The organism is Micromonospora sp. CPCC 205739, from assembly GCF_036906795.1.
Classification (GTDB): Bacteria; Actinomycetota; Actinomycetes; order Mycobacteriales; family Micromonosporaceae; genus Micromonospora.
Genome location: NZ_JBAKHS010000003.1, coordinates 104488 through 117109, shown reverse-complemented (window position 1 = coordinate 117109; position 12622 = coordinate 104488). Strand labels below are relative to the sequence as shown.

15 protein-coding genes and 1 pseudogene are annotated in these 12622 nt (G+C 73.5%); 13 read left to right on the top strand and 3 right to left on the bottom strand.

Features of this window, described 5'->3' with window-relative positions:
• Positions 1-61: 61 nt before the first annotated feature.
• Positions 62-655 (bottom strand): TetR/AcrR family transcriptional regulator, encoded by a 594-nt coding sequence (locus V6U88_RS06660; RefSeq protein ID WP_334450837.1) that lies wholly within the window; start codon positions 653-655, stop codon positions 62-64.
• Between the two features lie 134 nt (positions 656-789).
• Here V6U88_RS06660 and proS point away from each other — a divergent pair, with 134 nt between their 5' ends.
• The 12 genes from proS (at position 790) to V6U88_RS06600 (ending at position 9033) form a co-directional block, all read left to right on the top strand.
• On the top strand, positions 790-2196 hold the full coding sequence (gene proS, locus V6U88_RS06655) for a proline--tRNA ligase (RefSeq protein WP_334450836.1): 1407 nt from the start codon (positions 790-792) through the stop codon (positions 2194-2196).
• A gap of 49 nt (positions 2197-2245) precedes the next feature.
• A complete protein-coding gene (locus V6U88_RS06650; protein ID WP_334450834.1) occupies positions 2246-2866 on the top strand; it encodes a DUF402 domain-containing protein in 621 nt (206 codons plus the stop codon).
• Positions 2867-3104: 238 nt separating this feature from the next.
• On the top strand, positions 3105-3569 hold the full coding sequence (gene rpsP / locus V6U88_RS06645; protein ID WP_334450831.1) for a 30S ribosomal protein S16: 465 nt from the start codon (positions 3105-3107) through the stop codon (positions 3567-3569).
• Positions 3544-3804, top strand: a complete 261-nt coding sequence (locus V6U88_RS06640; RefSeq protein WP_172862164.1) for an RNA-binding protein — start codon at positions 3544-3546, stop codon at positions 3802-3804. Before rpsP ends, V6U88_RS06640 begins: the two co-directional genes overlap by 26 nt.
• 2 nt (positions 3805-3806) lie before the next feature.
• The gene (rimM, locus tag V6U88_RS06635) at positions 3807-4361 is read left to right on the top strand and encodes a ribosome maturation factor RimM (protein ID WP_334451246.1); all 555 of its coding nucleotides are present in this window, start codon (positions 3807-3809) and stop codon (positions 4359-4361) included.
• Positions 4362-4377: 16 nt separating this feature from the next.
• A complete protein-coding gene (trmD, locus tag V6U88_RS06630; protein ID WP_334450829.1) occupies positions 4378-5166 on the top strand; it encodes a tRNA (guanosine(37)-N1)-methyltransferase TrmD in 789 nt (262 codons plus the stop codon).
• A 143-nt stretch (positions 5167-5309) separates the two neighbouring features.
• Entirely contained in the window at positions 5310-5666 is a 357-nt protein-coding gene (gene rplS, locus V6U88_RS06625) for a 50S ribosomal protein L19 (protein ID WP_030335223.1), read from the top strand.
• A gap of 190 nt (positions 5667-5856) precedes the next feature.
• Positions 5857-6741 (top strand): signal peptidase I, encoded by an 885-nt coding sequence (lepB, locus tag V6U88_RS06620; protein ID WP_334450827.1) that lies wholly within the window; start codon positions 5857-5859, stop codon positions 6739-6741.
• Positions 6738-7370, top strand: a complete 633-nt coding sequence (lepB, locus tag V6U88_RS06615; protein ID WP_334450826.1) for a signal peptidase I — start codon at positions 6738-6740, stop codon at positions 7368-7370. The genes lepB (V6U88_RS06620) and lepB (V6U88_RS06615) overlap by 4 nt, the downstream gene beginning before the upstream one ends.
• A gap of 60 nt (positions 7371-7430) precedes the next feature.
• Complete coding sequence (locus V6U88_RS06610; protein ID WP_334450825.1) at positions 7431-7907, top strand: NUDIX hydrolase; 477 nt, start codon at positions 7431-7433, stop codon at positions 7905-7907.
• A complete protein-coding gene (locus V6U88_RS06605; protein WP_334450823.1) occupies positions 7901-8713 on the top strand; it encodes a ribonuclease HII in 813 nt (270 codons plus the stop codon). Before V6U88_RS06610 ends, V6U88_RS06605 begins: the two co-directional genes overlap by 7 nt.
• Positions 8710-9033 (top strand): DUF2469 domain-containing protein, encoded by a 324-nt coding sequence (locus V6U88_RS06600; RefSeq protein ID WP_007075222.1) that lies wholly within the window; start codon positions 8710-8712, stop codon positions 9031-9033. Before V6U88_RS06605 ends, V6U88_RS06600 begins: the two co-directional genes overlap by 4 nt.
• A 109-nt stretch (positions 9034-9142) precedes the next feature.
• On the opposite strand, the gene V6U88_RS06595 is transcribed toward V6U88_RS06600, so the two are convergent.
• Positions 9143-10279, bottom strand: coding sequence for a sulfite oxidase (locus V6U88_RS06595; RefSeq protein WP_334450766.1), 1137 nt, complete (start codon positions 10277-10279; stop codon positions 9143-9145).
• 241 nt (positions 10280-10520) lie between these two features.
• On the opposite strand from V6U88_RS06595, the pseudogene V6U88_RS06590 reads away from it, so the two are divergent.
• Positions 10521-11207, top strand: a pseudogene (locus V6U88_RS06590) (peptidoglycan DD-metalloendopeptidase family protein); the annotation flags it as partial.
• Positions 11208-11333: 126 nt separating this feature from the next.
• On the opposite strand, the gene V6U88_RS06585 reads toward V6U88_RS06590, so the two are convergent.
• On the bottom strand, positions 11334-12515 hold the full coding sequence (locus V6U88_RS06585) for an aminotransferase class V-fold PLP-dependent enzyme (RefSeq protein WP_334450764.1): 1182 nt from the start codon (positions 12513-12515) through the stop codon (positions 11334-11336).
• Positions 12516-12622: the final 107 nt, after the last annotated feature.

Sequence of the window (12622 nt, the reverse complement as noted above, 5' to 3'; positions counted from 1 at the left end):
GCCCCGACGCGGGGTGCCGGAAAGTGCGCGGATCTTGGGCGGGGGCGTGGGAGGGGAGGGGTCAGGGGGTTGTGGTGAGGAAGAGGTGGAGCGCGAGGTCGGCGAGGGAGGACGCGGTCTGGTCGATGGGCGCGCGGGGCAGGACGATGTGGCTGACCACCAGGCGGACCACGGTGTCGGCGGCGAAGGCCAGCGCTGCCGGGTCGGCGGCCGGCAGGTGTTCGCCCGCCCACTCCAGCAGGGCGCCGGAGGCCTCGGTGAGCACCAGTTCGGCGCGGGTGGTCAGGTACGGCAGCAGGGCGTCGGAGCCGCCCCGGGCGCTGGTCAGGATCGCCTTGATCAGCGGGTTGCCGGCCGCCTCGGTCAGCGTGTGCCAGATGGCGGCGTACGCGCCGGCCCGGACGTCCGCACCGTGCTCCCGCAGGGCCGTCCGCACGTCGGCGACGAACCGGTCCACCTCGCGTCGCGCGAGCGCCTCGGCCAGCCCCGCCTTGCTGCCGAACTCGTTGTAGACGGTCTGCCGGCTCACCCCCGCCGCGACGGCCACTCCGCCCATCCGTACCCCGTCCCAGCCGGACGCGACGGTCTGCGCGCGGGCGGCGTCGACGATGCTGTCGCGCAGCCGCTGCCGGGCGGAATCCCTCAGCTCACCCATGGTGGTCGAAGTCTACGGTCGCCCGGCCGGCCCGCCGCCTGCCCCGGCCCGCCGCTGCGAACCGACCCGCCCGGACGCGGCGCGCCGCCTCCCGAGCGCAGCGGCGACGCGGACGCCGCCTAGGATGTGCGGTCATGGCACGCGTGCTCACTCCCCGTGCGGAGGACTTCCCCCGCTGGTACCAGGACCTGATCGCCAAGGCGAAGCTGGCCGACAACGGCCCGGTCCGCGGCACCATGGTCATCCGCCCGGCCGGCTACGCCATCTGGGAGCGGATGCAGGCCGAGATGGACGCCCGGATCAAGGCGGCGGGCGCGGAGAACGCGTACTTCCCGCTCTTCATCCCGGAGAGCTACCTCAAGCGGGAGGCCGAGCACGTCGAGGGCTTCTCGCCCGAGCTCGCCGTGGTCACCCACGGTGGCGGCAAGCAGCTCGCCGAGCCGGTGGTGGTGCGCCCCACCAGCGAGACGGTGATCGGCGAGTTCATGGCCAAGTGGATCGACTCGTACCGGGACCTGCCGCTGCTGCTCAACCAGTGGGCGAACGTGGTCCGCTGGGAGCTGCGCCCCCGGATCTTCCTGCGGACCAGCGAGTTCCTCTGGCAGGAGGGGCACACCGCGCACGCCACCCGCGAGGACGCCCGCGCCTACGCGCGGCGGATCCTGCACGAGGCGTACGAGGACCTGATGGTCAACGTGCTGGGCATCCCGGTGGTGGTCGGCCTGAAGACCGCCCGGGAGCGCTTCGCCGGCGCCACCGCCACCTACACCTGCGAAGGCATGATGGGTGACGGCAAGGCGCTCCAGCTCGGCACCAGCCACGAGCTGGGGCAGAACTTCGCCAAGGCCTTCGACATCAGCTACTCCTCCGCCGAGGGCGGCCGGGAGCACGCCTGGACGACCTCCTGGGGCACCTCCACCCGGATGCTCGGCGGCCTGATCATGGCGCACGGCGACGACAACGGCCTGCGGGTGCCGCCGAAGCTGGCCCCGGTCCAGGCGTACGTGATGATCGTCAAGGACGGCGAGGGTGTCGCCGAGGCGGCGGCCAAGCTGCGCGACGCGCTGCGTGACGCCGGCATCCGGGTCGCGCTCGACGACCGCACCGACACCGCGTTCGGCCGCCGGGCCGTCGACGCCGAGCTGCGCGGCTATCCGGTACGCGTCGAGGTCGGCCCCCGTGACCTGGCCGCCGGCAACGCGGTCGTGGTCCGGCGTACGGACGGCTCGAAGGCCCCCACCCCGGTGGCGGACGTGGTCGGCGCGGTGCTGGCCGCCCTGGAGACCGACCAGCGGACGCTGCACGACCAGGCCCTCGCGCACCGCGAGTCCCGCACGGTCGAGGTGTCGACGCTGGCCGAGGCGATCGAGGCGGCGGCCACCGGCTGGGCCAAGGTGCCGTGGTCGGCGGTCGGCGTGGCCGGTGAGGCCGAGGCGAACGGTCAGGGCGTCACCGTGCGCTGCCTGCTGCGCGCCGACGGCTCGGTGCCCGACTCGGAGGACGAGTCGGACCTGGTCGCCATCCTGGCCCGCGCCTACTGAGGTGCGCCCGGGCGATCCCGCGGACCGGTTCGCGCCGGGGCGGCTGATCATGCATCGGAACGTGCGGCGCGGCCGGATCGGCTGGGTCCGGCCGGGCCGGGTGGTCAGCGACGACGAGCGCGGGCTGCTGCTCTGGATCGCCCGGGACTCCCCGGTGGCGCACGAGGTCACCGAGGCCGGCCTGGGCATGCGGGCGATGCCCTTCGCCGAGTGGATCTCCTCGTCGTACCGATTGGCGCACGGCCGGTGGAACGGCCCGCCGCTGCTGAAGTTCCTGCCCACCGGGGCGGCCCACTCGGTCTGGTGGTTCTCCGACGCACACGGCCGGTTCGCCAACTGGTACGTCAACCTGGAGGAGCCGGGCGTCCGCTGGGACGACGGCGCCGTCGCCGGGGTGGACGTGGTCGACCAGGACCTCGACGTGGTGGTCTATCCGGACCACAGCTGGCAGTGGAAGGACGAGGACGAGTTCGCCGAGCGGCTCGCCTTCGGAGACGACTACTGGGTGGCCGACGAGGCGGCGGTACGGGCCGAGGGGGAGCGGGTGATCGCCCTGGCCGAGGCGGGCGAGTTCCCGTTCGACGGCACCTGGTGCGACTTCGTCCCGCCAGCGGACTGGGACGTACCGGACGAACTGCCGCCCGGCTGGGACCGGCCACCGGTCCGCTGACCGTGTCGGACGTCACGACCGCGCCTCGTCGGGCGAGGAGTCCGGGTCCGGTGTGAGAGATCGGCGTCGGATCTGGCAGAATGGGTCGCTGGTATCCGGCGCGCGTCCGGCGCCCTCTAACCCGGGCGTGTCGCCAGTCCACCGAGCAGTCTCCGGCCCAACCCCACTGTGCCGGGTGGCGCTCACCCGTGCACCGCCCGTACCGGGTCGGTGAGATCGCAACAGGAGCGAAACAACTGTGGCCGTAAAGATCCGGCTCCTGCGGATGGGCAAGATCCGCAACCCGCAGTACCGCATCGTCATCGCCGACTCGCGCACCAAGCGTGACGGTCGTGCGATCGAGTTCGTCGGCGTGTACCAGCCGAAGGAAGACCCTTCGGTGATCGAGGTCAAGTCGGACCGGGTCCAGTACTGGCTCTCCGTCGGCGCGCAGCCGAGCGAGGCGGTGCAGCGTCTGCTGGAGCTGACCGGTGACTGGCAGAAGTTCAAGGGCCTGCCGGCCCCGCCGCCGCTGAAGGTCGCCGCCGAGCGCGCCGACCGCAAGGCGACGTACGAGGCCGAGGCGAAGGCCGCCGCCGGCCTGGCTCCGGAGACCCCGGCCAAGCCGGCCAAGAAGGCCGCCAAGGCCGAGGCTCCGGCCGCGACCGAGGCGCCGAAGACCGAGGCCCCGGCCGCTGCTGCCGACGCCGGTGAGCAGGCCTGACATGCCGCTGCGTCCCGCGCTGGAGCACCTGGTCAAGGGCATCGTGGACCACCCGGACGACGTGCGCGTCCGGATGGTCGATTCCCGTCGGGGCAAGCGGCTGGAAGTCCGCGTGCACCCCGAGGACCTCGGCACGGTGATCGGGCGGTCCGGTCGGACCGCCAAGGCACTGCGCCAGGTGATCGGCTCCATCGGTGGACGCGGAGTACGCGTCGACATCGTCGATTCGTACTGATGCTGCTCATCGTCGGCAGGATCGGTAAACCGCACGGCATCCGCGGTGAGGTCACCGTGGAGGTGCGGACCGACGAGCCCGAAGCGCGTTTCGCCCCTGGTTCGGTGCTGCGCACCGAGCCGGGGGCGACCCCGCCCGCCAACGCCGCGCCCGGCCCGGGCGTGCCGTTCCGGGTCCCGGCGGAGCTGACCATCGAGGCGGCCCGCTGGCACCAGGGCCGGATGCTGGTCGCCTTCGAGGGCATCCTCGACCGCGAGGTCGCCGAGGCGCTGCGCGGCACCCTGCTCGGCGTGGACAGCGCCGACGTCGCCCCGCCGGAGGACCCGGAGGAGTTCCACGACCACCAGCTCGTCGGCCTCGCCGTGGTCACCCCGAGCGGCGAGCGGCTGGGCGAGGTGGACCGGATCGACCACGCCCCGGCCTCGGACCTGCTCGTCCTGCGCCGTCCCGAGGGGCGTACCGCGCTGATCCCCTTCGTCAAGGCGATCGTCCCCGAGGTCGACCTCGCCGGTGGTCGCGTCGTGGTCGACCCGCCGGCCGGTCTGCTCGACCTCTAGACCGGAAGCCACCCCCATGCGCGTCGACATCGTGTCGATCTTCCCGGAGTACTTCGCCCCGCTGGACCTGTCGCTGATCGGCCGCGCCCGGGAGAACGGGACGCTGCGGCTGGCCGTACACGATCTGCGGAGCTGGACCCACGACGTGCACCGCACGGTCGACGACACGCCCTACGGCGGCGGCCCGGGCATGGTCATGCGTCCGGAGCCGTGGGGCGAGGCGCTCGACGCCCTCGCCCCCGACGAGCTCAGCCCCGACGGGCACACCCTGCCCCGGCTGCTGGTGCCCTCGCCGGCCGGCGTCCCCTTCACCCAGGCCATGGCCCACGAGCTGGCCGCCGAGTCGCACCTGCTCTTCGCCTGCGGCCGGTACGAGGGCATCGACCAGCGGGTGCTGGACCACGCCGCGACCCGGATGCGGGTCACCGAGGTCTCCCTCGGCGACTACGTGCTCTTCGGCGGCGAGGTGGCCGTGCTGGTGATCCTGGAGGCGGTCACCCGGCTGCTGCCCGGGGTGCTCGGCAACGCGGGCTCGCTCGACGAGGAGTCGCACGCGCACGGGCTGCTGGAGGCCCCGATGTACACCAAGCCGGCGGCCTGGCGCGGGCACGAGGTGCCGGAGGTGCTCCGCTCCGGCGACCACGGGCGGATCGCCCGCTGGCGGCGCGATGAGGCGCTGGCCCGCACCGCCGCCCGGCGGCCGGACATGATGGCCGCGCTGCCCCGGGAGAGCCTGGACAAACGGGACGTCGCCGCGTTGGACCGGGCCGGATTTCAGCTGCCGCCGGGGGATGTGGCAAAGTAGGGGGGTTGCCGCATCCACCCGCGCCCGCGGGCGGTTGCGAGGATCCTCGACCGGGGTCGGCCAGCCGACCACCACCCGGGGATCAGAATCACCCATCCGCGCACCGAGTGACGGTGCGCCGTGAGCCTCACGAGGACGCAGCGATGAACATCCTGGACGCCCTTGACGCCCAGTCGAAGCGGACCGACCTCCCCGACTTCCGTGCCGGTGACACCGTCAAGGTGCACGCGCGGGTCGTCGAGGGCAACCGGTCCCGTGTCCAGATCTTCCAGGGCGTCGTCATCCGCCGCCAGGGTGACGGTCTGCGCGAGACCTTCTCGGTCCGCAAGGTCAGCTTCGGTGTCGGCGTGGAGCGGACCTACCCGCTCAACGGCCCGGGCATCGACCGGATCGAGGTCGTGACCCGCGGTGACGTGCGTCGCGCCAAGCTCTACTACCTGCGTGAGCTGCGCGGCAAGAAGGCCAAGATCAAGGAGAAGCGGGAGAAGCAGCCCAGCTGACTTCCCGCTCGCCACGCTGCCTGAGCTGCGCGGATGTCGTATCGACCAGATCGCATTACCCTGGTCGTACGGGCGCAGCGGGGCGGCGCCGCCGCGACACTGGTCACGGCGTGCGAATGTCCACTACCGCCCGTGGGGTCTCGACGAGGCCCCCGGGCGGTAGTGTCGTTTCCGCGGACCGGGGAGTGACGTGGTGCAGGTGCTTGACGAGGACGGCACAGTCGATCCGTGGCGCCGGCGAACCCGGCGCACCCGCCGGCAGATGCCGCTCTGGCAGGAGCTCCCGCTGCTGCTGATCGTCGCCTTCTGCCTCGCCGTGCTGATCCGCACCTTCCTGCTCCAGGCCTTCTTCATCCCCTCCGGCTCGATGGAGGACACCCTCCTCATCGGCGACCGGGTGCTGGTCAACAAGGTCGTCTACGACGTCCGCGATCCGGTGCGCGGCGAGGTGGTGGTCTTCCGTGGCACCGACCGGTGGGTCGCGCAGGAGGTCCAGGGGCCCGAGCCCGGCTTCGCCGGCAAGGTCGGGCGTACGTTCGGCGACCTCGTCGGCGTCAGCCGCCCGGGCGAGAAGGACTTCATCAAGCGGGTCATCGGCGTTCCCGGCGACCGGGTGAAGTGCTGTGACGACCAGGGGCGCGTGCTGGTCAACGGCATCCCGCTCGACGAGCCGTACGTGATCCGCAACTCGCCGCTGGACGTACCGCCCAACCCCCGCGAGTGCCGGTCCCGGCGCTTCGAGGAGGTGGTCGTCCCACCCGGGCAGATCTTCGTGATGGGGGACCACCGGCTGGTCTCCCAGGACGCCCGTTGCCAGGGCCCGGTGCCGATCGACAACGTGGTGGGCCGGGCGTTCATGGTGGTCTGGCCGTCCCAGCGGTGGACGTCGTTGCCGGTGCCGGCGACCTTCGACCGGCTCTCCCGGCCGGCCGCCGCCCCGGCCGCCCCGCCCGCGCCGGTCGAACCGACCCCGGTGGGTGGCGTCGCGCTCGTCCTCCCGATGGCGACCATGATGTCCGTTCTCGCGCGTTCCGGACGATCAGCCCGTGCCCGGGGACGTAGGCTCCACCCGTGATTGACGAGCAGACCGAGCAGCCCCGCAGTTCCTTCTGGAAGGAACTGCCGATTCTCCTGGGCGTGGCGATCCTGGTGGCGGTCCTGGTCCGGTACTTCGTGCTGCAGACCTTCTTCATCCCGTCCCCGTCCATGGAGAACACCCTCCAGATCGACGATCGGGTGCTGGTCAACAAGCTGGTCTACGACTTCCGCTCGCCGCACCGCGGCGAGGTGGTCGTGTTCAAGGCGCCGACCGAGTGGAGCGGCAACCCGGACGGCGAGGACTTCATCAAGCGGGTGATCGGCGTCGGTGGTGACCACGTGGTCTGCTGCGACGCCGACCGGCTGGTGATCAACGGCAAGCCGCTCGAAGAGCCGTACCTCTTCTCCGCCAACGGCGAGCGGGACAAGCCGGCCGACCAGGAGTTCGACATCACCGTCCCGCCGGGGCGGCTCTGGGTGATGGGCGACCACCGCTCCGCCTCCGGCGACTCGCTGGAGCACTGGCAGCAGTCCGGTCGGAACATCGACAGCGCCACCATCCCCGAGGAGCAGGTCGTCGGGCGGGCGTTCACCGTCTTCTGGCCGGTGGACCGGGCCACCTGGCTCACCGTCCCGGAGCAGTTCGACGCCATCCCCAACCCGTAGCGGCCGCCCGGCCCGCCCCGGGCGTGGCCGATGGTCGGTGGCGTCTGGCAGGCTGGGGCGGTGACCGTCTACACCCCTCGCCGCGCGGCCCGGGTGCTGCTCGTCGACGCGGGCGGCCGGGTGCTGCTCTTCAGCGGCTGGGACCCGTCCCGCCCCGACCACCGGTACTGGTTCACCCCCGGCGGCGGGCTCGACCCGGGAGAGACGGCGGCCCAGGCCGCCGCCCGCGAGCTGGCCGAGGAGACCGGGCTGCGGTTGGACCCCGCCGCGCTGGGCGCGCCGGTCTGGTCCGAGACGGTCGAGTTTCCGTTCGACGGCGTCTGGTACCGGCAGGAGCAGGAGTTCTTCCTGGTCCGGGTGCCGGCCTGGGAGGTGGACACCACGGGCTTCACCGACGTGGAGCGGGCCAGCGTCTCCGGGCACCGCTGGTGGTCGGTCGACGAGTTGGCGGCCAGCGGCCACCGGTACTACCCGGAGGACCTGCCCGCCGTGCTGACCCGAGCCCTGACCGGCGTGGGCGGGAGCGCGCCGTGCTGACGCCCCCGCGCACGGTGGTGCGCCGCGAGGGCGGGCTCTACGCGCTGGAACGGGCCCTGCAACGGCGGGGCTTCCGGCACGTGGCCGGCGCCGACGAGGCCGGCCGGGGCGCCTGCGCCGGGCCGCTGGTCGCCGCCGCCGCCGTGCTGCCCGAGGGGCGGCGCGGGGAGATCGAGGGGCTGGCCGACTCCAAGCTGCTCACCCCGGCCAGTCGGGAGCGGGTGTACGAGGAGGTCGTCGCCCGGGCCCTGGCGTACGCGGTGGTGATCATCCCGGCCGAGGAGGTCGACGCCCGGGGCCTGCACGTGTGCAACCTGGCCGCGATGCGCCGGGCCCTGGCGTCGCTGACCACCCGCCCGGAGTACGTGCTGACCGACGGCTTCGGCGTGGACGGGCTGGACGTGCCGGGGCTGGCGGTCTGGAAGGGCGACCGGGTGGCCGCCTGCGTAGCGGCGGCGAGCGTGCTGGCCAAGGTCACCCGGGACCGGATCATGGTGGAGCTGGACGGGCAGTACCCGGCCTACGGCTTCGCCGAGCACAAGGGGTACATCACGGCCGAGCACACCGAGGCGCTGCGCGAGCACGGCCCCTGCGTGGAGCATCGGTTCTCGTACGTCAACGTGGCCACCGTGTCCGGCCGGGCGGGTCGCCCGCCCCGGTCCCGGCGCCCCGTCGGCGGGCCCGCGTCCGAGCCGATGGAGCGCTTCGACGCGTCAGGGGGTACCGTCGGCGTGGCGTTGGGCGAGCAGCCTCGGCCCCCGGCGCCGGTGGGGGAAGATGTGGTCATGGAAGGCGGAGTGCGATGAGCGCGGAAGATCTCGAGAAGTACGAGACCGAGATGGAGCTGCAGCTCTACCGGGAGTACCGCGACATTGTCCGCCAGTTCTCCTACGTGGTGGAGACGGAACGCCGCTTCTACCTCGCCAACCAGGTCGACTTGCACGTCCGCAACTCCGACGGCGAGGTCTACTTCGAGGTCGAGATGCACGACGCCTGGGTGTGGGACATGTACCGCCCTGCCCGGTTCGTGAAGAACGTCCGGGTGATGACCTTCAAGGACGTCAACGTCGAGGAGCTGGAGAAGCCCGACATCTCCCTCCCCGCCGACTCCGGCTTCGGCGGCTGACCACCGGGCCTCCCGCTGTCACCGGCGTCCCCCACCCGCCGGCCCCGTGACCCCCTTTTTTTAGCGCCTCCGACGTGGCCTGCGGATCGCCGCTGTGCCGGTCGCGGGGTCAGTCGGCGAGGACCACGACCTCGACCCGCTGCACCAGGTTGTTGGCGAATCCGCCCCGGTTCCACGGCTGCTCCAGCGGCTGGGTCCGCCCCGACGCGTCGGTGGCCCGGGCACCCAGGGTGTACCGGCCCGGCCGCGGCGACCACTCGTACCGCCAGCGCCGCCAGGACCAGTCCCCGCCGCGCGGCGGGTCCATGGTGGCCGGTGCCCAGGTCGCACCGCCGTCGGTGGTCACCTCCACCGAGGTGACCGGCGCGTGCCCGGACCAGGCCCGACCGTCCACGGTGCACGGCCCGGGGCGCAGCACCCGGGTGCGGGTCATGAAGTCCGGGAACCCCGGCGGACGGACCAGGGCGCGCGGCTCGATCCGGGTCACCGGTTCGCCCGGGTCGTCCGCGTCCCGGCGCAGCCGGTAGGCCACCGCGTTCTGGTAGCCGTCGAACTGCTCGGTCAGCACGGTGATGCTCCGCAGCCACTTCACGTGCGCCATGCCGTACCAGCCGGGCACGATCAGCCGCAGCGGCGCGCCGTGCTGCGGCAGCAGGGGAGCGCCGTTCATCTCGTACGCCAGCAGCACCTCCTCGCGCAGCGCGTCGGCGACCGGCAGGGCGCGCTGGTAGTCCTGCTCGACACCGCGCTCGACGCCGTGGTCGGCCCCGGTGAAGACGACGTCCACCGCCTCGGGGGCGATGCCCGCCTCGCGCAGCAGCGGCGCCAGCGGGGTGCCGGTCCACTCGGCGTTGCCGACGGCCTCCACCAGCCAGGGCTGGCTCACCGGGCGTGGGTGCAGCAGCGCCCGGCCGTTGCCGGCGCACTCCAGCGTCACCTGGCGGGTCACCCGGGGGCGCGAGCGCAGCTCGTCCAGCCCGAGGATCAGCGGCAGCCGGACCGCGCCGTCGACGGTCAGCGCGTGGGTGGCCGGATCGACGTCCGGGATGTCGTAGTGGATCAGCAGATAGTGCAGGCCGGCCGGGGTGACGTCGTAGCGCAACGCCTCCAGCGGGATGCCGTGGTTACGGGCGGCCAGCTGCAGCTCCTCGGCGCTGATCGCCTCGTCCGGCCCGGCCACCCGCGAGGGCCGGCTCACATCGTCCACCCTGGCCACGGCGCCCTCCCCGAGCTCTGCCCCCGACACCTGCCCCCACCCTAGTCGCCTCCCCGCTCCCCGCCCCTTCCCTCCAGGTGCCCACACCTTCCGAGAACCAGGCCCCATTCCCGGCGGAACAGGCCCGCCTTCCCAGAAAGTGCGTGGGGGCGGGCGGGGGTGCGTAGCACGTCGGGGTGGGGTTTTGGGGGTTGTCCACAGGGCGGATGGTTGTCCACAGCGGACGGGATGTGCGGGTCGGTGGCCGACTGGTCCGGGCATGCTGCGAGGTATGTGGAGAGCGCTGCGGGCGGTGACGGCGTGGTGGGCGGTCCTGCTGCTCCTGGGACCGCCCGGCGGTGCCGTCGCGGGAGCGGAAGCCGTCCCGGGAGCGGGAGCGGGGCCGGTGGAGCGACCTCGGCTCGGCGTGCCCGGCGCGCTGGTCGGCGGGCCGGTGGCGGGTGCGGACGCCCACGGTGCCGGGGGGTCGCTCCGCGCGGTGTCCGGGGAGGCGATCGGGCGCCGATGGCCGGCGGTCGACGCCTCCGCCCGTCGCGGCGCGCCGGTCGGTGGCCGGGCCTTCCGGTGGCCGCTGGACGGCACCCCGCGCCCGGTGCGGCGCTTCGACCCGCCGCCACAACCGTGGCTGCCCGGGCACCGTGGGGTCGACCTCGCCGCCGCTCCGGGCGCCGCCGTCCGGGCGGCCGGAGCCGGGACGGTGCTCTTCGCGGGGATGGTCGCCGGCCGGCCGGTGGTCACCGTGGGGCACTCGGCGGGCCTGCGGACCACCTACGAGCCGGTCCGACCCGACGTACGTCCCGGCGACCCGGTCCGGCCCGGCGCGCCGCTCGGCGTCCTGCTGGCCGGGCACCCCGGCTGCCCCGACCCGGCCTGCCTGCACTGGGGGCTGCGACGGGGGGCCGACTATCTCGACCCGCTGGCCCTGCTCGGGCTCGGGCCGGTCCGGCTGCTTCCGGTGCGCGAACCGGGCGGCCCGCTCGCGGAGCAGACGGCGAGCGACGGGCTCGCGGAGCAGACGGCGAGCGGCCCGCTCGCCGAGCGGACGGCGAGGGCCGCCTGCCGGTGTGGTCGGCGCGGACCGGGGTCAGGGCCGGGCGAGCAGCGGGGGCAGCCGGACCGCCAACCGCTCGTACTCGTCGGCCGTGTTGTAGACCTGCGCGCAGAGCCGTAGCCAGCCCCGACCGTCCCAGGCCATCACCGCCACCTCGGTGGCGAGCCGCTCGGCGATCCGGCCGGCCAGAGCCCGGGCGGTGTCGATGGTGGTGGCCACGCCCGGCGGCAGCGGCACGATCCGCATGGCGACCGCCGGTCCGCCCGGGTCCGGCAGGTCGGCCGGCGCCACCCCGAGGGCGTCCCCGACCACCCGTTGCCCGTACGCGGCCAGCGCCGCGTTGTGCGCCCGCACCCGGTCCAGGCCGAGGCTGCGCAGCGCGTACAGGCCCGCCGGGGCGCTCAGCCAGCCCGTGTAGTCCAGCGTCGCCTGCCACTCGACGTTGCCGGGGAAGCCGGTGCCCTGCTCCCAGGAGACCACCAGCGGCTCGATCCGCTCCCGCCACGGCGGGGCGACCACCAGCACGGCGGTGCCCCTCGGGGCGAACGCCCACTTGTGCAGGTTGCCCACCCAGAAGTCCGCGCCGACGGCGCCGACGTCGACCGGCAGCATGCCGGGCACGTGCGCCGCGTCCACCAGCACCGGTACGCCCCGCTCCCGGGCCACCTGCGCCACGGCGGCGACCGGGAAGAGCCGGGCGGTGGGGGAGGTGAGCTGATCGACCACGAGCAGCCGGGTCCGCCCGGGCCGCAGACCGGCGCGAACGATCTCGACGACCTCCTCGTCGGTGGCGCTCAACGGCACCCGCAGCGCACGGGTCTCCGCCCCGGTACGGCGGCACTCCCGCTCGATGCTGAAGCCGACCGCGCCGTACCCGTGGTCGGTGGTGAGCACCTCGTCGCCGGCGCGCAGGCCGAGGGACTGGAGGACCACCGCGACGCCGGTGGTGGCGTTGCCGACCAGCGCCGTACCGTCCGGATCGGCGCCGAGGAAGGTGGCCAGGTGCCGCCGGGTGTGACCGATCCGGTCGGCCAGCCCTTGGACGAAGAAGCGCAGCGGGTTGGACTCCATCTCGTCGCGCAGCCGCTGCTGCGCCCGCTGCACGCTGACCGGCACCGCACCGAACGCGCCGTGGTTGAGGTAGCTGACCGCCGGGTCCAGCGAGAAGAGCAGTCGGGCCCCGGGGATCGGCTCGGGCGGCCGGGCGACGGTCACGCTGTGATCATATCCGTCGACGGATCAACCGTCGTCGGTTCGCTCTCCTCCGGCGACGACGCGGGTCACGGGCGGCCCGCAATGCTCCCGGCCGTCCGACCGGCGAG